The organism is Streptomyces roseicoloratus (assembly GCF_004117935.1).
Classification (GTDB): domain Bacteria; phylum Actinomycetota; class Actinomycetes; order Streptomycetales; family Streptomycetaceae; genus Streptomyces; species Streptomyces roseicoloratus.
In genome coordinates, this window is sequence record NZ_SDOY01000151.1 from 25,446 (window position 1) to 45,693 (window position 20,248).

The following is a 20,248-nucleotide window of genomic DNA, read 5'->3' on the forward strand; positions in this document are numbered from 1 at the left end:
GGGTGTGGCGTCAGCTGGTGATCTTGATGTTCGAGATCTCGCCGCGGTAGCCGCCGCCGCCGCTCGGCAGATCGGTCAACCAGACGAGAACGTAGCGGGTCTGCACCGGCTTCGCGGGCTGCAGGGACACCTGGGTGCCGGACTGCGAGGCCTGCGTGGCGTAGCCGCCGGGCTGGTCGGGGCGCGAGGAGGCGTCCTCGGGCGCCGTCCGCAGCTCGACCGACGTCGTCCCCAGGAAGGAGACCTCGACCTTGGCGACCTGCTGGACCTTCCCCAGATCGAGGATGATGCCGACGCCCTTCTTCAGGTTGCCGAACTTCGAGTACCCGTCGTACCGCATGGTCTTCCACGTGGTGTTCGGGTCGCCGTCGTACGCGTTCTTTATCTGGTCGTGGTTCTCGACGCCGTCGCCCTCCGGGTCGAAGTCGTACGCACCGACGACCGGGACCGGCTTGCCCTCCGCCGTCGGCTCCTTGTCGTCGTCGCCCGGTTCCTGCTGCTGGGTGTTCCGAGGAGCGTCGGCGCCCTTGTTCTGGTCGAGGAGCCGGTCGGCGATCTGCCAGCTGCCCAGGCCAAGGGCGGCGATCAGCAGGGCGGAGACGGCCCACTTGAGCGCCTTGCCGGCCCGGCTCTGCAGCGGAGGCGGCGGGATCACGACAGGCTGGGTGACCGCAGGGCGCTGCTGGGGGCGGCCGTAGGTGCCCTGCTGGTAGGTGGTGCGCTGGAACTCGGGCGGGGTGGGGAGCGGGAACTCCGGCTCCGGCGGGCGGATGCGCGGCATCGCGGCGACGGCCTTGGCGAGCTCGTCGGGTGTGGTGCACGGCGGTTCCTGGCGGGAGGCGGTGGCCCCGTCGTTGGCGAGGGCGCGCATGGCGATCTCGGAGAGGCCCCGGTGGACGCCCGCGCGTACCTGGTCGGGGGCGAGCAGGCCGACGCCCTTGGGCAGGCCCGAGAGGCCGTAGGCGTCGTTCTCGTAGGGCCAGCGCTGGGTGAGCGCCGCGTAGAGGAGGGCACCGATCGCCTCGGTGTCCGTGCGCTGCGGACGTTCGGCGCTGATGCCGCGCAGGGCGGCGTTCACGGCGAGCCCGCGGATGCGGTACTGACCGGTCGAACTGCGCAGTACGGCGCTCGGGGTGAGCCGGAGGTGGGAGAGGCCCTCGCGGTGGGCGGCGGCCATGGCCTGGGAGACCTGGCTGACGAGCTGGTAGGCGTCGTGCGGCTCCATGGGACCGGCCGCGAGCAGCGCGGTCAGTTCGGTGGAGTCGGGCAGCCACTCGTGCACGACGTACACGAGGTCGTTCTCCTCGACGGCGTCGAGGACCTGGACGAAGCGGGGGTCGCCGAGCAGCGCCGCGGAGCGGGCGGCGGCCAGCACGGAGCGGGCGCGGGAGTGGTCGGCGGGCAGGATGTGCACGCCGACGGCGCGGCGCAGTTTCTCGTCGACGGCACGCCAGCTGCTGAATCCGTCCAGTCGGGTGACGCACTCCTCCAGCCGGTACCGCCTCGCCAGCTTGTGGCCGCTGTGCAGCTCCGGTGCCGTGATGGAAGGCTGTTCGCCGTTCTTTCGTTCGCCCGCCTTGCTCTCCGTGGCCTCGGCGGACGTGGCCGCCTTCTTCTGCGCTTCCGCCACCCCGTCGGTCGCGGCCTTGTCCGCCTTGGCGGTCAGCGGGTCGTCACCGCTGTTGTCGGCCACGTCGACGGCAGCCGTGCTACGTTCCGCCACCGTCGTTCCTGCCTCCCCATCCGTTGCGCCACATCCAGCAGCCATGCCAATTGTGCCCACAGTCCGGCGCTATGCACGACACGCGTCGGCAGGCGATGGTTGTGCGAACACCGCGCGCCCCGCTCCGACCTGCGCCTGATCAGCGACCAAGTCGTCCGCGGACCATACCGACCATCGAGTTGAGCTCCGCGATCCGCAGGCGCTTCGCCGCGACGAAGAAGACTCCCAGGAGGACCGCGCCGCCGACGAGCAGGGCGACGAGCGAGCCCAGGGCGCCTTCGCCGAGCAGCTTCAGCAGGCCGAAGCCGGCCGCTCCGGCGACGATCGCCGCGGGAAGCGAGGCCAGGCACAGCCGGGCGTAGGTGCGCAGCACGTGGGAGCCGTCCAGGTCACCGCCGAGGCGGTTGCGCAGCCGGCGCCAGGCGACGCCGACGCCGACCGCGTAGGCCAGGCCGTAGGAGGCGGCCATGCCGACGACGGCCCACTGGGCGGGCAGCACCACGTAACAGACCGCGGAGGCGGCCGCGTTGACGGCGGCCACGATGACGGTGTTGTAGAACGGCGTCCGGGTGTCCTCGTAGGCGTAGAAGCCGCGGAGCACGACGTACTGGACGGAGTAGGGGATCAGGCCGAGGCCGAAGGCCATCAGGATGAAGCCCATGCCGCGGGCGGCCTCGATGCCGCTGGAGGCGTAGAGCAGCGTGCTCATGGGGACGCCGAGGGCCAGGAACGCGAAGGACACGGGCACGATGGCCACGGCCGAGTTGCGCAGGCCCTGCGAGATGTCGTCGCGGACGGCTCCCGGGTCGTCGTCGGAGGCGGCGCGCGAGATGCGCGGCAGCAGCGCGGCCATGACCGAGACGGTGATGATGGCCTGCGGCATGCCCCAGATCAACTGGGCGTTGGAGTAGGCGAGGAAGCCGGCGCCGTTCTTGCCGGACTCCTCACCCGCGGCGGTGGCGAGCTGGGTGACGACCAGGACACCGGCCTGGTTGGCGAGCACGAACAGCACGGTCCACTTGGCCAGTTTGACGGTCTTGCCGAGTCCGTGACCCTTCCAGTCGAAGCGGGGACGGAAGCGGAAACCGGTCTCGCGCAGGTACGGGATCATCGCCAGGGCCTGGACGACGAGGCCGAGCAGCGTGCCGATGCCGAGCAGTCGGATGCCCTCGTCGGGGATCGTCTGGACGCCCATGCGGGATTCGGCGGAGGTGCCGTAGACCCAGATGAACAGGCCGAAGGTGGCGATCATGACGATGTTGTTGAGGACCGGGGTCCACATCATCGCGCCGAACTTGCCGCGGGCGTTGAGGATCTGACCCATCACCACGTGCACACCCATGAAGAAGATCGTGGGCAGGCAGTAGCGGGCGAAGGCGACGGCGACGCTGTTGGCCGCCGCGTCGTCGGCGATGGTGTTGGACATCAGCCGGATCAGCAGCGGGGCGGCGAACACGGCGATGGCGACGATCGCGCCGAGCGCGACCATGACGAGGGTCAGCAGGCGGTTGGCGTAGGCCTCGCCGCCGTCCTCGTCGTTCTTCATGGAGCGGACCAGCTGCGGCACGAAGACCGAGTTGAGACCGCCGCCGACGGTGAGGATGTAGATCATCGTCGGCAGGGTGTAGGCGACGGTGTAGGTGTCACCGAGGAGCGCGGCGCCGAGGGCACCGGTGATCACCAGGCTGCGGACGAAGCCGGTCAGCCGGGAGACGAGGGTGCCGGCCGCCATCACGGCGCTCGACTTGAGCAGTCCGGAGGCGCGGCCGGCCTTCTTCGGGGCGGGCGCGGGCATGGGGTTCGGCTCCGGGGCGGGCGGCGGCACCTGACCGGGCGTCTGCTGGTCCCGGTAGAGGTGGGCGAACGCGTCGGGCTCCGGCTGCTCCTCGCTCGCGTGGGTCACCAGGTCGTCGACGCCGGTGAACTGGACCGTACGGGCGTCGTCGCCGTAGGGCAGATGGCGCGAGGGGCCGTCCGGCTCGGGGGGCGGCGTCTGGGCCCACACCCGCGGATCCGGGGCGTGCTGGGGCGCCGCCGGCTGCTGGTAGAGCGGCTGCGGCTCGGCGAAGGTGCCCGGTGGGGGCGGCGGGTGCGCGGCCCGGTCGTAGAGCGCCTCGCCCACCGGGTCCTGGGCGGAGAGGTCACGCCCTTGGTACGGGTCGTGAGTGTAGGCGTCCTGGACGTACGGGTCCTGGGCGTACGGATTCTGCTCGTCCGGTGCGTACGGGTCCGGCGCAGGCCCGGATGCCGGTGCGGCGGGAGTGCCACCGGACGGCGCGGTACCGCCCGCGCCCTGCCCGCGGTCACCGTCGTACGGCGCGTTCATGGTTACCCCACCTCATCGTCCCCGGCCGACCGGCCACGACATCGCTCAACGGTCCACTTTCTCACCCGGGCCCGACGGGTCACCGCTTTCCGCCCCGGTGTCCGGTGTCGGGTCACTCGGCTGCTCGGATTCCGCTTCCGGTTCCGTGGCGGGTCCCTCGCCGGCCTCGGCGTCCGGGTCGGGCGCCGAGGCGGCCGCGTCCGACGCGGCCTCGGCCTCCGCGTTCCGGGCGGCGGCGCGCTTGCGCTGGCTGTACATGCGGACGCCGGCGAGGACGAGCAGCAGCACACCGCCCGCGATGACGAGCATCACCGTCGGCGTGATCTCGGAGACCTTCACGGTGAAGGTCATGGGCTCGCCGTAGGGCGTGCCGTCCTCGGTGTAGAGCTGGGCCGTCATCGTGACCGGACCGTTGGCGTTGGCCGAGGCGTCGAACTTCACGGACTGGCTGTGGCCGCCGTCGATCTTCACCGGTCGCGTGGCCTCGCCGTTGCGGTCCAGCTCCAGACGCGTCTTGTTGCCGGACCTCAGCTTGAGGACCAGGTGGTCCACGCCCTGGAGCAGCCGGTTCTGCACGGTCACCGGGATGGTGGCGCTGCGGCCGGACAGGGTGAGGTCCGACTTGTCGATCAGCTTCACCTCCTGCGTGAGGCTCAGGAGGTAGTCCTGGACCTCCTGGCGGTAGAGGGCGGCCGAGGCCGGCTCGCCGCGCCAGGAGGTCGACATCTCGCGGCTGATCGCGTTGGTGAAGGGAGGCACCACGCGGTCGGCGGCGGTCAGGATGACCTTGAAGTCGTCCAGCTGGTCGCGGGTCTCCTTTATCTGCCGGAACGCGCCCGCGCTGAGTTCCTGCTCACGCAGCTTCTTCGGATAGGACCCGCTGCCCGGCACCCGCTTCGACGCCTCGGGGTCGGACTGCGTCGCGGCGGCCGTCAGGTCGAGCGGTTCGGTCCAGCGCTTGGTGTTGAGCCCTTCGAGCGCCTTCGCCATGGTCTGCGCCTGGGAGGTGCTGGGCATGCGCTGCGGCGCGACGACGACGCTGCGCTGGTCCTCGGGCAGCTCCAGGGTGATCGCGAGCGACTGGGCGAGGAACTCCTGGACGGCGAGGGTCGCGTTCTCGGCCCTGATCATCTCGCCCTGGAAGGCCTTGGACAGGCCGGCGTCGCTGACGACGGCGGTGGTGCCGCCGCCGATCGGGCGGGCCGAGGTGGGGGTGTACGAGAGGTCGTCGCGGAAGCTGTCGCTGCGGGCGATCACGTTGTGCGCGCCGGCGGAAGTGGCGACCGCCATGATCGACGGGTCGACGGCGCCGTCGACGGGCCAGGAGAAGTCGGTGGACGGCTTCACGTGGAGGACGGTCTCCACGGTGGACGAGGCCAGCGCGGTCGCCTGCTGGAGGTGGGTGAGTGAGCCCGGCACGTCCTTGCCGTGGTGGGCCAGCGAGGCCAGGTCGGGGTCGGCGAACGGCAGCGCGACGACCTTGCGGCCCTGCACGGCCTTCTCCAGGTCGTTCAGCCAGCGCTCGGCGACGGCCTGGTTCTTCCCGGGGACCTCGGCCGTCCCGCTCTTCACCATGTACGGCTCGGTCATGGCGGCGACGCTGGCCAGCAGGTCGGGGTCGATGACCCAGGTGACGGGCAGGTTCCTGCCGAGCGAGACCATCTCGTGCAGTCGTCCGCCGGGAGCGAGCTCGGCGGCCAGGTCGTCGTTCTCGAAGACCGGGGTCTGCTGCTGGTCCGCGCCCGTCTCGGAGGAGACATGGGCCGTGGAGATCAGCGGCCACAGATAGGTGAGCTGGGTCTTCTTGTCCGTGGCCTCGGGCTGGTAGGGCAGCAGGGTGCGCTCGATGCCCAGCACGCGCGGATAGGACTGGTTCGGGGTCTCACCGGAGAGGGAGACTCCGAGCTGGTAGACGCCGGCGTCGTCCAGGCCGAGCTTGGAGACCGGCACGGAGAGCGTGAAGTCCTTGCTCAGTCCGGCACCCAGCTCGGGGATCTTGACCGTGTAGGGCCCTCCGAGGGGAGCGGGGTCGCGTCCGTCCCGGTAGGCGCGGCGGCCCGAGACCTCGTCGATCGCGCTGCGGCTGGTCATCCGGGGGCCGACGCGCAAATCGACCGTGGCATCGGTCACAGCCTGCTTGCCCTCGTTGGTGACCGTTCCCGTGATGGTGAGGGTGTCGCTCTCCACCGGGGCGCTGGGAGTCAGCGTGTCGAGTGACACGTCCACGGTCCCCGCGCGCTTCGTGCTCCCGGCGTGTGTGGCGGTCTCGGCGGCAGCGGCCGCGGGGGCGTGCAGGACCGGGAGGAACCCGGTCAGCAACGGGGCGGCGACGGCGAGTGAGGCCGTACGCCGCAGCCAGCGGCGGGCAGGTGAGGGAACGGTCCCCTGGATAGCTGCCGCCTCGGCCACGCGTCGCCCGTCCTCGTCGTTGTCTGCGGTGTCAGTGGTGTCGCTGGTTCCCGGTTGCTGTGTCCAGGCATGGTAACGAGGCACGCGGGGGCCAAGTGCCGGGGACTGCTCCAGGTGATGTGTGCGGAGTCCCGGGAAAACGGGGACGAGGCGGTGAGCCGGGGCACGTACCCTTTTCTGTTGTGCCGAACGCCAACGAAGACACCACGCCCGCCCTGAGCCAGGTGCAACGCCGCGCGGTCAGTGAACTACTGCGTGTGTCCCCTGTCGCCGACGACCTCGCCCGCCGTTTCCAGGAGGCCGGGTTCCGCCTCGCGCTGGTCGGCGGCTCGGTACGCGACGCCCTCCTCGGCCGTCTCGGCAACGACCTGGACTTCACCACGGACGCCCGCCCCGAGGACGTGCTGAAGATCGTCCGGCCCTGGGCCGACGCCGTGTGGGAGGTCGGGATCGCCTTCGGCACCGTCGGCTGCCAGAAGAGCGCGCGTGTCGGCGATGCCGTCCAGCACTTCCAGGTGGAGGTCACCACCTACCGCTCGGAGGCGTACGACCGCACCTCCCGCAAGCCCGAGGTCTCGTACGGCGACTCCATCGAGGAGGACCTCGTCAGGCGTGACTTCACCGTCAACGCCATGGCGGTCGCCCTTCCGGAGAAGGAGTTCATCGACCCGCACGGCGGTCTCGACGACCTCGCCGAGAAGGTGCTGCGCACGCCGGGAACGCCCGAGGAGTCCTTCTCGGACGACCCGCTGCGCATGATGCGGGCCGCGCGTTTCGCCGCACAGCTGGACTTCGAGGTGGCCCCCGAGGTCGTCACGGCCATGACGGAGATGGCCGGACGGCTGGAGATCGTCTCGGCCGAGCGCATCCGCGAGGAGTTCAACAAGCTGCTGCTCTCGGCCCACCCCCGCAAGGGTCTCGGCCTCCTCGTCGACACCGGGCTCGCCGCCCACGTGCTGCCCGAGCTGCCCTCGCTGCGCCTGGAGAGCGACGAGCATCACCGGCACAAGGACGTCTACGAGCACTCGCTCACGGTGCTCGACCAGGCCATCGACCTGGAGGAGGACGGTCCCGATCTGGTGCTGCGCCTCGCGGCGCTGCTCCACGACATCGGCAAGCCGCGCACCCGTCGCTTCGAGAAGGACGGCCGGGTCTCCTTCCACCACCACGAGGTGGTCGGCGCGAAGATGACCAAGAAGCGCATGACCGCGCTCAAGTACTCCAACGAGATGGTCAAGGACGTCTCGCGTCTCGTGGAGCTGCATCTGCGGTTCCACGGCTACGGCACGGGCGAGTGGACCGACTCGGCCGTCCGCCGCTACGTGCGGGACGCCGGACCGCTGCTCTCCCGGCTCCACAAGCTGACCCGGTCCGACTGCACCACGCGCAACAAGCGCAAGGCCGCGGCTCTCTCCCGCGCCTACGACGGCCTCGAGGAGCGCATCGCGAGGCTCCAGGAGCAGGAGGAGCTGGACTCGATCCGCCCGGACCTCAACGGCAACGAGATCCAGGAGATCCTCGGCATCGGTCCCGGGCCGGCCGTCGGGCAGGCCTACAAGTTCCTGCTGGAGCTGCGGCTGGAGAACGGGCCGATGGAGCACGATGCGGCCGTCGCCGCACTCAAGGAGTGGTGGGCCGGCCAGAACGGCTGACTCTTCCGCCGGCTCACGCACGTCGGCTCACATCGATGTTTCACGTGAAACGTCGACCGTGAAACGCCGTGAGCGGCCTGGGCTCCCCTGACAGGGGCGATGTTTCACGTGAAACATCGCCCCTTCGTCGTGGCGCGGAGCAGGCCCAGCGTGAGGAGCACGTAGATCGCGGTCACCAGCGCCACGATCGCCGGGGAGCGGCCGTCCGGTGGCAGCACGGCGGCGGCGACGCCGGCCGCGCCGACGAAGGCGACGTTGAAGAGCACGTCATAGAGGGAGAAGACCCGGCCGCGATAGGCGTCGTCCACGGAGGTCTGTACGACGGTGTCCGTGGCGATCTTCGCTCCCTGGGTGGTCAGACCGAGCACGAAGGCGGCCACGAGGAACGGTGTCCGGGCGAAGGTCAACCCCAGCGCAGGGGTCAGCACGGCGGCGGTTCCGGTGCACAAAGTCATCCATCCGAACGGCCCGAACCGTCCGACCGCCCAGGGAGAGAGCACCGCGGCCGCGAAGAAGCCGGCTCCCGAGGCGGCCACGGCCAGTCCCAGGACGGCGAGCCCGTCCTCCTCCGTGGTGCTCCAGGCATAGCGGGCGAGCATGAGGACCGTCACGAACAGCGCGCCGTAGCAGAACCGCATCAGGGTGACCACGATCAGCGCCCCGGCGGCCGGGCGCCGCTCGGCGAGATGCCGCAGTCCGCTGCTCAGGCCGCGTGCGGTGGAGGCCAGGGCGGCGGTGAGGCGGGGCTGGACGAGTTCCGGGTCCGGTCCGAGCAGCTCGCGGGACATCCGCAGCGAGGCGAGCGCGGAGCCGAGGTAGAGGACGGCGCCCAGGAGGACGACCGCGGCATCGGAGTCGTGCGCCAGCAGACGTACGCCGAAGGCCAGACCGCCGCCCAGGGTCGCGGCCAGGGTGCCGGCGGTCGGCGAGAGCGAGTTGGCGACGACGAGCCGCTCCTCGTCGACCACGCGCGGCAGCGACGCGGAGAGGCCGGCCAGGACGAAGCGGTTGACGGCGGTGACCGAGAGGGCCGAGGCGTAGAAGAGCCACTCCGGCACGGAGGCCAGCATGAGCACCGCGGTGCCGCCGGCCAGCAGGGCCCGCAGCAGGTTGCCGTAGAGGAAGACCTGGCGCCGTCGCCAGCGGTCGAGCAGGACCCCGGCGAAGGGGCCCACGAGCGAGTACGGAAGCAGCAGCACCGCCATCGCGGAGGCGATGGCCGCGGCACTGGTCTCCTTCTCGGGGGAGAAGACGACGTACGTGGCGAGGGCGACCTGGTAGACCCCGTCGGCGCACTGGGAGAGCAGGCGGACGGTGAGCAGACGGCGGAAGTCGCGCAGTCGCAGCAGGACGCGCAGATCACGCACGGCGGACATGGGAGCAAGACTCACATACGACGAGGGTCCCCGGGCAGTGCCACGGGGACCCTCGTCGACGAGCCGCCGGCTCGTCCTGCGGCCGTCGCCAGGCCGTCAGGCGAGCGGGAGGTGACCGTCAGGTCAGCGCTCGACCTCGCCCTTGATGAACTTCTCGACGTTGGCGAAGGCCTCGTCGTCGAAGTACTGCACCGGCGGGGACTTCATGAAGTACGAGCTGGCGGAGAGGATCGGGCCACCGATGCCGCGGTCCTTGGCGATCTTCGCGGCACGCAGGGCGTCGATGATGACACCGGCGGAGTTCGGGGAGTCCCACACCTCGAGCTTGTACTCCAGGTTCAGCGGAACGTCACCGAAGGCACGGCCCTCGAGGCGGACGTACGCCCACTTGCGGTCGTCCAGCCAGGCCACGTAGTCCGAGGGGCCGATGTGGACGTTCTTCTCGCCGAGCTCGCGGTCGGGGATCTGCGAGGTGACGGCCTGGGTCTTCGAGATCTTCTTGGACTCGAGGCGGTCACGCTCGAGCATGTTCTTGAAGTCCATGTTGCCGCCGACGTTGAGCTGCATGGTGCGCTCGAGCCGGACACCGCGGTCCTCGAACAGCTTGGCCATCACGCGGTGCGTGATGGTGGCGCCGACCTGGGACTTGATGTCGTCACCGACGATCGGGACACCGGCCTCGGTGAACTTGTCCGCCCACTCCTTGGTGCCGGCGATGAAGACCGGGAGGGCGTTGACGAAGGCGACCTTGGCGTCGATGGCGCACTGCGCGTAGAACTTCGCCGCGTCCTCGGAACCGACGGGCAGGTAGCAGACGAGCACGTCGACCTGCTTGTCCTTGAGGACCTGGACGACGTCCACCGGCTCCTCGGCGGACTCCTCGATGGTCATGCGGTAGTACTTGCCGAGACCGTCGAGCGTGTGACCGCGCTGGACCGTGACGCCCTTGTTCGGGACGTCACAGATCTTGATCGTGTTGTTCTCGCTGGCGCCGATGGCGTCCGCGAGGTCGAGGCCGACCTTCTTCGCGTCCACGTCGAACGCGGCCACGAACTCCACGTCACCGACGTGGTAGTCGCCGAACTGGACGTGCATGAGGCCGGGCACCTTGGTCGCCGGGTCGGCGTCCTTGTAGTACTCGACGCCCTGCACCAGCGAGGCGGCGCAGTTGCCCACGCCGACGATGGCTACGCGAACCGAACCCATTTCCGGTTGCTCCCTGTGTGATCGTGGAAGCCCTGCGGGATGCAGGGCTTCACTTGGCGGTGTCGTCGGACGGATCCGGCCGGGTACTGCCCCCGTGCCGGGGCAGGCCGCCCGTTTCTCCAGATTCTCTGTTCTGCTGAGCGGCGCCCTCGGGGGCGTCGGTGCCGGATCGCTGATCCCGCCCCGCCCGCTCGCTCTCGATGAGCTCGTTCAGCCAGCGCACCTCGCGCTCCACGGACTCCATTCCGTGGCGCTGCAGCTCAAGCGTGTAGTCGTCCAGGCGCTCGCGCGTGCGGGCCAGAGAGGCGCGCATCTTCTCCAGGCGCTCCTCCAGCCGGCTGCGACGGCCCTCCAGCACCCGCATCCGCACCTCGCGCTCGGTCTGACCGAAGAAGGCGAAGCGGGCGGCGAAGTGCTCGTCCTCCCAGGCGTCGGGGCCGGTGTGGGAGAGGAGCTCCTCGAAGTGCTCCTTACCTTCGGCCGTCAGCCGGTAGACGATCTTGGCACGGCGTCCCGCGAGCGATGCCGCCACGGCCTCCTCGGGAGCGCTGCCCGGCTCCTCGATCAACCAGCCGCTGGCGACCAGCGTCTTGAGGCAGGGATAGAGGGTGCCGTAGCTGAAGGCCCGGAAGATCCCCAGCGAGGTGTTGAGCCGCTTGCGCAGCTCGTAGCCGTGCATGGGGGCCTCACGGAGCAGGCCGAGAACGGCGAACTCGAGGATTCCTGAGCGCCTGCTCATCCGCCGCCTCCTCCGTTCTCGGGGCTCGTCTCGTGGACCGTGGGAAAACTCGTATGCCGGGCCGATGTGACGCGCTGATGTATCGGCTCGATACATCCCGACGATAGAACGACCCCATGTCCGCGACAAGTGGGACTCGAGTGACCGGCGTCACATCGTCAATTCACAGCAATGGAGTTGCCGGATTTGGGGTGAACTTCACCCCTAGGCAGGTTTTGGCCGTGCGTAGTCTGTGCGGCATGCAGACCACCGGGAACCCAGCGATGCCGCACGGCGTCAGTGAAACGGGTGACCGGCTGCGTCACGGAAGGGTCTTTTCCGAGGTCCGGCCGTGTGCCATTCGGGGGGACCGGAACTCAACTGCCGCTTCCAGGCGTACGCGCCTGCCCGAGGAGTAGTCGTTCGATGAGCGAGCACCGTCGCAAAATGCCGCAGCAGCAACCGCCGTACGGCGGCCGTGCCGCGGCCCGGCGCGCCGCCCAGCAGCCGATGGGCCGCGGGCCGGCCCAGGGTCATGATGCCGCCACGGGGTCCCCGTCGGCCTCGTACGGGCCGCCGTCCTCCCATGGTGAGGACCGCCCGTACGGCGGCCGCGCCGAGGCCCGGCGCGCCGCGCAACGGGGCGGCCGGAGGCGCGGGCCCGAGAACGGCGGGGGCCCGGGCGGAGCGGGCGGTGGCCGGCGCGGCGGCGGAGGCGGCGGACGCGGCAACGGTGGTCCCGGGCGCGGACGCGGTAACGGTGGCCGCCCGCCCGGCAAGAAGCGGATCATCGACTACCCGCGCTACGGCAAGTACGGCTGGCGGCGCTGGGTGCCCTCGTGGAAGCTCGTGACGGGCCTGTTCCTCGGCTTCCTCGGCAGCCTCATGGGCGCGGCCACGATCGGCTACGCCATGGTGGACGTCCCCGACGAGGCGATCAGCGCCAAGCAGCAGAACAACGTCTTCTACTGGTCCGACGGCACCCAGATGGCCGCGACCGGTGGTGAGGTCAACCGCCAGATCATCGCCTACGGGCAGATCCCGAAGGCGATGCAGAACGCCGTCGTCTCGGCGGAGAACAAGACCTTCTGGACCGACTCGGGCATCGACCCCATGGGCATCGGCCGCGCCGTGTGGAACATGGCGAAGGGCGGCGAGACCCAGGGCGGCTCGACCATCACCCAGCAGTACGTCAAGAACAACCGCCTCGACGACCAGTCCCAGACGCTGACCCGCAAGGTGAAGGAACTCTTCATCTCGATGCGTGTCGGCAACGAGAAGGAAAAGCCCGAGATCATGGCGGGCTACCTCAACACCTCGTACTACGGACGGGGCGCGTACGGCCTCCAGGCAGCCTCTCGCGCGTACTTCGGCAAGAACGCCTCGGACCTCGACCCGAGTGAATGCGCCCTGCTCGCCGCGGTGCTCAAGGGTGCGACCTACTACGACCCGGCCGGCTACCCCGAGATCGACCCGGCGGCCGACGCCAAGGGGAACACCGAGCGCGCCACGAAGCGCTGGTCGTGGATCCTCGACGAGATGGTCAACGACGGGAAGCTCGACCCGACCGAGCGGGCCAAGTACACGAAGCTCCCCGACACGAAGCCGCGGACCCAGGGCGCCCAGCTGGGCGGCCAGATCGGCTACCTCGTGCGGACCGCCGAGGCGAACTTCCTGAACAACAGCGAAGTCACCACGAAGCAGCTGGCCAAGGGCGGCTACGAGATCCACACGACCTTCGACAAGAAGAAGGTCCAGGCGCTCGAGAAGTCGGTCAAGGCGGTCTACGACGAGTACATCGACCCGAAGAAGCGGCCGGATACGGACACCGACGTCCAGTTCGGCGGTGCCTCCGTGGACGTCAAGACCGGCGCCATCGTCGCGATCTACGGCGGTGAGAACGCCACCAAGCACTTCACCAACAACGCCGACCAGACCGGTGCGCAGGTCGGTTCGACGTTCAAGCCCTTCGTGCTGGCCGCCGCGATGCGCGACGGCGTGCGCGACCCGAAGGGCGGCAAGGTCCAGGACGCCTCCACGCGTCGGATCGTCGACCCGGACAAGAGCCGCTACAGCGGCCAGAACAAGCTGACGATCAGGAACTACGACGGCACGATCTGGCACGACGAGAACGGCAACGAGTGGCGCCAGGTCAACGACGACAACGCGAGCTACAAGAACATCAGCCTGCGTGAGGCCATGGAGCACTCGGCGAACTCGCCGTACGTGCAGCTCGGCATGGACATCGGCATCGACAAGGTGCGCCAGGCGGCGATCGACGCCGGTCTGCTGGAGTCGTCGCTGGTGAAGGCGGACGTGCCGTCGTTCTCCCTCGGCATCTCCTCGCCGAGCGCGATCCGCATGGCCGGCGCCTACGCGACCTTCGGCAACCAGGGCGAGCAGAACGACCCGTACTCGGTGACCAAGGTCCTCCAGCGGGGCGAGGTCATCTACAAGCACGAGGCCAAGCCCAAGCGCGCGTTCTCCACGGCCGTCGCCAGCAACGTCACCGACGTCCTGAAGAGCGTCGTCAAGAAGGGCACCGGCCGGAAGGCCGCGCTCGAGGACGGGCGGGACGCGGCCGGCAAGACCGGTACCACCGACGGCAACAACTCGGCCTGGTTCGTGGGCTACACCCCGCAGTATTCGACCGCGATCGACATGTACCGCTTCTCGGACGACGAGAAGAAGAAGGACCGCAAGTTCGAGTCCATGTACGGCACGGGTGACCAGCCGAAGATCCACGGTAATTCGTTCCCGTCGCGGATCTGGAAGAACTACATGACCGACGCGCTCAAGGGCGTCGCGGCGAAGGACTTCCCGGAGCCCGGGGACCTGGACGCCGAGGCGGTCTTCGGCGGCGGCGAGGTCAGCCCGACCCCGACGCCGACCGCGACCACGGAGTCGCCCACGCCGTCCTCCACGCCGTCGACGGAGACGCCCACGCAGAAGCCGACCAAGACGGCGGGACCCGACAAGACCTGCAGCGTGTGGGACTGGCCGTGCAAGGACAACGGCGGCACCAGCACCGGATCCGACAACGGTGGAACCGACGGAGGCGCGACCAGCACGCCGACGACGGATCCGACGAGTACGGCCACGCCCACCGACAGCGGTGGCGGCGGAGGCGGCGGAGGCAGGCCCGGCGGCAGCACCACCTGGGGCGGCGTGGGCGACTGACCCGGGTCGTCCCGCCCGGGAGCCAGGAAACCCGGGAGTCAGGAATCCCGGACGCCAGGAGTCCCGGGAGTCAGGAATCCCGGACGCCAGGAGTCCCGAGGGCCGTCGTGCCCGGTCCGTACCTCGTGTGCGGGACCGGGCGCGGCGGCCCTCACCGTTTTCCCAGGGGCGTACGGCAGGATGTCCCCCATGCCGAGCCTCCAGAAGACGAGCCCTCCGCAGGATCCGCAGGATCCCCCGGTGGTCTGCCCCACCCGACGCGACGAGGTGGCCGCCGCGGGCAGCGAGTTCCTCGGCGGTCCGATCGGCCGCCGGGCGGTCCTCGGTGCCGGTCAGCTGACTCCGGTGCGCGTCGTCGCACTGGTGGCCATCGGGATGTTCGCGCTCGGCATGGTGCAGAAGCTCCCCTGCTACAACTGGGCGTGGTTCCGCGGCAGCACCTCGCAGTACACCCACGCCTGCTACTCCGACATCCCGCACCTCTTCGCCGGACGCGGCTTCGCGGAGGGCCTGCTCCCCTACTTCGACCGGCTGGGCGGCGACATACCGTTCCTGGAGTACCCGGTCCTGACGGGCCTGTTCATGCAGGTGGCGGCCTGGCTGACGCCCGGCGGCGACCTGACCTCGCAGGAGCAGTCGTACTGGCTGGTCAACGCGGGCCTGCTGATGGTCTGTGCGGCCGTCCTCGCCGTCTGCGTGGCCAGGACGCACCGCAACCGGCCCTGGGACGGTCTGCTCGTGGCGCTCGCGCCCGCCTTCGCGCTCACGGCCACCATCAACTGGGACCTGCTGGCGGTGGCGCTGACGGCCGCCGCGCTGCTGATGTGGTCGCGGAGCCGGCCGCTCGGCTTCGGCATCCTGCTCGGGCTCGCGACGGCCGCCAAGTTCTACCCGGCTCTGCTGCTCGTGCCCGTGCTGCTGCTGTGCTGGCGCGCGGGCCGGTGGCGGGCGTTCGGCACGGCCGTCCTGGGCGCGGCCGGTGCCTGGCTCGTGGTGAACCTGCCGGTCATGCTGCTCGCCAACGAGGGCTGGAAGCAGTTCTACGTCTTCAGCACCGAACGGAACGTCGACTTCGGCTCCTTCTGGCTGCTCATCAGCCAGACCACGGGCGAGCAGATCCGGCCCGAGACGGCGAACTACTGGGCCCTGTTCCTCATGATGCTGGCGGTCGCGGGGCTCACCTACCTGGCCCTCACCGCGCCCCGCAGGCCCCGGCTCGCCCAGCTGGCCTTCCTGATCGTGGCCGCCTTCGTGCTCACCAACAAGGTCTACTCGCCGCAGTACGTGCTGTGGCTGATCCCGCTGGCCGCGCTCGCCCGGCCGCGGTGGCGGGACTTCCTGGTGTGGCAGGCCTGCGAGGTCATGTACTTCCTGGGCATCTGGCTGTACCTGGCCTACACGAGCAGCGGCAACAAGCAGGGGCTGCCGACCGACGGCTACCAGTTCGCGATCGTGCTGCACCTGCTCGGGACGCTCTACCTGTGCGCGCTCGTCGTACGGGACATCCTGGCGCCCGACCGGGACGGGGTGCGCAAGGACGGCTCGGACGACCCCGCCGGCGGCGTCCTGGACGGTGCGGAGGACGTCTTCGTGCTGGGCAGGGCGGCGCGGCCGGCCCGGCACGCGGCGCCGGTCGTCGAGGGGCCGCGGGTGGAGTGGGGCGTGCCCCGCGAGTGAGACGAGGCCGGTCGCGCCTGTGAGGCGACGGACGAAGCCCCCGGGACATCTCCCGGGGGCTTCGTCCGTCCGTCGCCTCAGCGCTCGACGAGCCGGTCGTACTGCGTCGTGGTGTGCCGCAGGTGCGCGACGAGCTCGTCGCCGACCCGCGGCTCCTGGGCGTCGGCCGGCACGAACAGGATCGACACCTGCATGTGCGGCGGCTCGGCGAACCAGCGCTGCTTGCCGGCCCAGACGAACGGAGAAAGGTTCCGGTTGACGGTCGCGAGACCGGCGCGCGCCACGCCCTTGGCGCGCGGCATCACGCCGTGCATCGCCTTCGGGGCCTCCAGGCCGACGCCGTGCGAGGTGCCGCCCGCGACGACCACCAGCCAGCCGTCGGACGCGGCCTTCTGCTGCCGGTAGCCGAAGCGGTCGCCCTTGGCGACGCGGGTGACGTCCAGGACCGAGCCGCGGTACTCCGTGGCCTCGTGGTCGCCCAGCCACAGCCGGGTGCCGATCCGGGCACGGAAGCGGGTCTGCGGGAACTGCTGCTGGAGCCGGGCCTGCTCCTCGGCCCGCAGATGGCTGACGAACATGGTGTGCAGCGGCAGCCGGGCCGCCCGCAGCCGGTCCATCCAGCCGATGACCTCCTCGACGGCGTCGGTGCCGTCGGTGCGGTCCAGCGGCAGGTGCAGGGCGAAGCCCTCGAGCCGTACGTCCTCGATGGCGGCGTGCAGCTGCGGGAGTTCCGCCTCCTTGACGCCGTGCCGCTTCATCGAGCTCATGCACTCGATGACGACGCGGGCGCCGACCAGGGCGTGCACGCCGTCCACGGAGGACACGGAGCGGATGACACGGTCGGGCAGCGGCACCGGCTCCTCACCGCGCCGGAACGGGGTGAGGACGAGCAGGTCGCCGCCGAACCAGTCCTTGATCTTCGCGGCCTCGTAGGTGGTGCCCACCGCGAGCATGTCGGCGCCGAACCGCGCGGCCTCGTCGGAGAGCCGCTCGTGGCCGAAGCCGTAGCCGTTGCCCTTGCAGACCGGCACGAGACCCGGGAACTGGTCGATCACGGTCTTCTGGCGCGCCCGCCAACGAGCGGTGTCGACATAGAGGGAGAGCGCCATGGCCGGCCCGGAACCTTTCTGGTGGCTGCGGTGAGTCAGAGATGTGTACGAGACTACGCAAGCCTCGCGGACGCGTCAGCGACGCGACATGTAGATGTCCAGGGCCTTGTGCAGCAGCTTGTTCAGCGGGAAGTCCCACTCGCCGACGTACTCCACCGCCTCGCCGCCCGTGCCGACCTTGAACTGGATCAGGCCGAAGAGGTGGTCGGTCTCGTCCAGGGAGTCCGAGATGCCCCGCAGGTCGTAGACGGTGGCGCCCATCGCGTAGGCGTCGCGGAGCATCCGCCACTGCATCGCGTTCGAGGGCCGGACCTCACGGCCGATGTTGTCGGAGGCGCCGTACGAGTACCAGACGTGGCCGCCGACGACGAGCATGGTCGCGGCGGACAGGTTCACCCCGTTGTGGCGCGCGAAGTAGAGCCGCATGCGGTTGGGGTCCTCGTTGTTGAGGACGGTCCACATGCGCTGGAAGTACGAGAGCGGGCGCGGGCGGAACTTGTCGCGGACGGCCGTGATCTCGTACAGCCGCTGCCACTCGGCCAGGTCCTCGTAGCCGCCCTGGACGACCTCGACGCCGGCCTTCTCGGCCTTCTTGATGTTGCGGCGCCACAGCTGGTTGAAGCCCTTGAGGACGTCGTCGAGCGAGCGGTTCGCGAGCGGCACCTGGAAGACGTAGCGGGGCTGGACGTCGCCGAAGCCGGCGCCGCCGTCCTCGCCCTGCTGCCAGCCCATCTTCCGCAGCCGGTCGGCGACCTCGAAGGCGCGCGGCTCGACGTGGGTGGCCTGGACGTCCTTGAGGCGCTTGACGTCCGGGTCCTGGATGCCGGACTTGATCGCGGCGGCGTCCCAGCGGCGGATCACGACCGGCGGGCCCATCTTCACGGAGAAGGCGCCCTGCTGCTTGAGGTGCGCGAGCATCGGCTGGAGCCACTCGTCGAGGTTCGGCGCGTACCAGTTGATGACCGGGCCCTCGGGCAGATAGGCCAGGTAGCGCTTGATCTTCGGCAGCTGGCGGTAGAGCACCAGGCCCGCGCCGACGAGCTCGCCGGACTTGTCGAACCAGCCGAGGTTCTCCGAGCGCCACTCGGTTTTCACATCAGCCCATGCCGGGACCTGGCAGTGGCTCGCCGCGGGCTGGCTCTGGATGAATGCCAGATGCTGCTCACGACTGATGGTCCTCAGGGTCAGGCTCATGCGGGGCGCTCCTCGGCAGGTGTGTCCCCATCGGTTCAGGGGCTCCGGCTCTCGCGCCGAAGCCTACTGCGACCGTGGAGCGCCCCGGATGGCCGCGTGGGCCCTTCCGTCCCATGTGGCAGGCGTGCGGCCGGCCGATCACTCAGCCGAAGAGGCCACCGTGGGCCATGCCGAGGTAGAAGCCGACGCCCGCGGCCCCGAGCCCGACGATCAGGGCGAAGCGCTCGCGGGTCGTCGCGGAGATGAACTGGCCGTAGGCGCCGCTGAGGATGCCGATCAGCCCCGACCAGGAAGCCAGCAGGTGCAGGTGGTCGAAGAACCCCGTGACGAAGGAGAGGAGACCGAGCACGAGGGTGACGGCGACCAGGGTGTCCTGGAGCGGGTGGGGCTTGCCGTCCGTGGCGAAGAGGGAGTGACCGGGGTCGGGCCGCATTGCCTGTGCCATGGGGCACCTCCTGGAGTGCCGTCCGGAGGGCGGCGCCATGGTGACGCCGCCCACATCCGATGTGTACAGATTGCGTCCCCTCACCGCAGGATTTCAACCGCAGGGCGATGTACGGGTACTCTGTACGGTCTGCACCGGTGTCTGCCCAGGTCCGTCCATGGACCCGACGGCGTCCGCCTCGCTTGCCGAGGGGGACTGTCAGAGGCGGCGGATACCGTTGCTCACGCATCACGACCCTCCTGCCACGGAACGACCGTGGCCGCTGAGTCCAAAGGAGGTGGGTTCCACATGCGTCACTACGAGGTGATGGTCATCCTCGACCCCGATCTCGAGGAGCGCGCTGTCTCCCCGCTGATCGAGAACTTCCTCTCCGTCGTCCGTGAGGGCAACGGAAAGGTCGAGAAGGTCGACACCTGGGGCCGTCGTCGTCTCGCCTACGAGATCAAGAAGAAGCCCGAGGGCATCTACTCGGTCATCGACCTGCAGGCCGAGCCTGCGGTCGTCAAGGAGCTCGACCGCCAGATGAACCTGAACGAGTCGGTCCTCCGGACCAAGGTCCTCCGCCCCGAGACCCACTGAGCCTTCGCTCACAGGGACTCGGGTCCGAGTAGCAGTTAGCAGCCAGAAGCAATCCCGCCGAGAGGTTCACCCATGGCAGGCGAGACCGTCATCACGGTCGTCGGCAATCTTGTCGAAGACCCCGAGCTGCGCTTCACCCCGTCCGGTGCGGCGGTCGCGAAGTTCCGCATCGCGTCCACCCCCCGCACCTTCGACCGTCAGACCAACGAGTGGAAGGACGGCGAGAGCCTGTTCCTGACCTGCTCGGTCTGGCGTCAGGCGGCGGAGAACGTCGCCGAGTCGCTTCAGAAGGGCATGCGCGTCGTCGTGCAGGGCCGGCTGAAGCAGCGGTCGTACGAGGACCGCGAGGGCGTCAAGCGCACGGTCTACGAGCTGGACGTCGAGGAAGTCGGCCCCAGCCTGCGCAACGCCACGGCCAAGGTCACCCGCACCACCGGTCGCGGTGGCCAGGGCGGCTACGGCGGCGGCGGCCAGCAGGGCGGCGGCGGTGGCGGCTGGGGTGGTAACTCCGGCGGTGGCCAGCAGGGCGGCGGAGCTCCCTCCGACGACCCCTGGGGCTCCAGCGCTCCGTCCGGCGGCCAGCAGGGCGGCGGCGGTGGCGGCTGGGGTGGCAACTCCGGCGGCGGCTACTCGGACGAGCCTCCCTTCTAGGGC

General features: G+C 69.8%; 14 protein-coding genes. 5 read left to right on the forward strand and 9 right to left on the reverse strand.

What is annotated here, in order from left to right; all coding sequences use genetic code 11:
• Positions 1-10 precede the first annotated feature (10 nt).
• The 3 genes from ESG85_RS25715 to ESG85_RS25725 form a co-directional block, all read right to left on the reverse strand.
• Positions 11-1,723, reverse strand: coding sequence for a protein kinase family protein (locus ESG85_RS25715; RefSeq protein ID WP_128983216.1), 1,713 nt, complete (start codon positions 1,721-1,723; stop codon positions 11-13).
• Between the two features lie 139 nt (positions 1,724-1,862).
• Positions 1,863-4,049: a murein biosynthesis integral membrane protein MurJ gene (murJ, locus tag ESG85_RS25720; RefSeq protein ID WP_128983218.1), complete on the reverse strand. Its 2,187-nt coding sequence runs from the start codon at positions 4,047-4,049 to the stop codon at positions 1,863-1,865.
• A gap of 45 nt (positions 4,050-4,094) precedes the next feature.
• Complete coding sequence (locus ESG85_RS25725; protein ID WP_164986317.1) at positions 4,095-6,458, reverse strand: DUF6049 family protein; 2,364 nt, start codon at positions 6,456-6,458, stop codon at positions 4,095-4,097.
• Positions 6,459-6,640: 182 nt separating this feature from the next.
• Here ESG85_RS25725 and ESG85_RS25730 point away from each other — a divergent pair, with 182 nt between their 5' ends.
• The gene (locus tag ESG85_RS25730) at positions 6,641-8,110 is read left to right on the forward strand and encodes a CCA tRNA nucleotidyltransferase (protein ID WP_181019110.1); all 1,470 of its coding nucleotides are present in this window, start codon (positions 6,641-6,643) and stop codon (positions 8,108-8,110) included.
• Positions 8,111-8,214: 104 nt separating this feature from the next.
• Here the strand turns inward: ESG85_RS25730 and ESG85_RS25735 are convergent, their stop codons facing one another.
• The 3 genes from ESG85_RS25735 to ESG85_RS25745 all read right to left on the reverse strand — a co-directional run bounded on the left by ESG85_RS25735 (position 8,215) and on the right by ESG85_RS25745 (position 11,431).
• Complete coding sequence (locus ESG85_RS25735; RefSeq protein WP_128983220.1) at positions 8,215-9,486, reverse strand: MFS transporter; 1,272 nt, start codon at positions 9,484-9,486, stop codon at positions 8,215-8,217.
• 123 nt (positions 9,487-9,609) lie between these two features.
• The gene (locus tag ESG85_RS25740; RefSeq protein WP_128983222.1) at positions 9,610-10,692 is read right to left on the reverse strand and encodes an inositol-3-phosphate synthase; all 1,083 of its coding nucleotides are present in this window, start codon (positions 10,690-10,692) and stop codon (positions 9,610-9,612) included.
• A gap of 49 nt (positions 10,693-10,741) precedes the next feature.
• Positions 10,742-11,431, reverse strand: coding sequence for a PadR family transcriptional regulator (locus tag ESG85_RS25745; RefSeq protein ID WP_128983223.1), 690 nt, complete (start codon positions 11,429-11,431; stop codon positions 10,742-10,744).
• A gap of 405 nt (positions 11,432-11,836) precedes the next feature.
• On the opposite strand from ESG85_RS25745, the gene ESG85_RS25750 reads away from it, so the two are divergent.
• Both ESG85_RS25750 and ESG85_RS25755 read left to right on the forward strand, forming a co-directional pair.
• The gene (locus tag ESG85_RS25750; RefSeq protein ID WP_128983225.1) at positions 11,837-14,590 is read left to right on the forward strand and encodes a transglycosylase domain-containing protein; all 2,754 of its coding nucleotides are present in this window, start codon (positions 11,837-11,839) and stop codon (positions 14,588-14,590) included.
• A 189-nt stretch (positions 14,591-14,779) separates the two neighbouring features.
• Entirely contained in the window at positions 14,780-16,267 is a 1,488-nt protein-coding gene (locus ESG85_RS25755) for a glycosyltransferase family 87 protein (protein WP_128983226.1), read from the forward strand.
• A 77-nt stretch (positions 16,268-16,344) separates the two neighbouring features.
• On the opposite strand, the gene ESG85_RS25760 is transcribed toward ESG85_RS25755, so the two are convergent.
• The 3 genes from ESG85_RS25760 to ESG85_RS25770 all read right to left on the reverse strand — a co-directional run bounded on the left by ESG85_RS25760 (position 16,345) and on the right by ESG85_RS25770 (position 19,015).
• The gene (locus ESG85_RS25760; protein ID WP_128983228.1) at positions 16,345-17,376 is read right to left on the reverse strand and encodes an alanine racemase; all 1,032 of its coding nucleotides are present in this window, start codon (positions 17,374-17,376) and stop codon (positions 16,345-16,347) included.
• Between the two features lie 75 nt (positions 17,377-17,451).
• Entirely contained in the window at positions 17,452-18,570 is a 1,119-nt protein-coding gene (locus tag ESG85_RS25765; RefSeq protein ID WP_128983230.1) for a lipid II:glycine glycyltransferase FemX, read from the reverse strand.
• 142 nt (positions 18,571-18,712) lie between these two features.
• Entirely contained in the window at positions 18,713-19,015 is a 303-nt protein-coding gene (locus tag ESG85_RS25770; protein WP_128983232.1) for a hypothetical protein, read from the reverse strand.
• 288 nt (positions 19,016-19,303) lie between these two features.
• Between ESG85_RS25770 and rpsF the strand changes: the two genes are divergently transcribed.
• Both rpsF and ESG85_RS25780 read left to right on the forward strand, forming a co-directional pair.
• Entirely contained in the window at positions 19,304-19,594 is a 291-nt protein-coding gene (gene rpsF / locus ESG85_RS25775; protein ID WP_004950685.1) for a 30S ribosomal protein S6, read from the forward strand.
• A 72-nt stretch (positions 19,595-19,666) separates the two neighbouring features.
• A complete protein-coding gene (locus tag ESG85_RS25780) occupies positions 19,667-20,245 on the forward strand; it encodes a single-stranded DNA-binding protein (RefSeq protein WP_128983234.1) in 579 nt (192 codons plus the stop codon).
• The last annotated feature ends 3 nt before the right edge of the window (positions 20,246-20,248 follow it).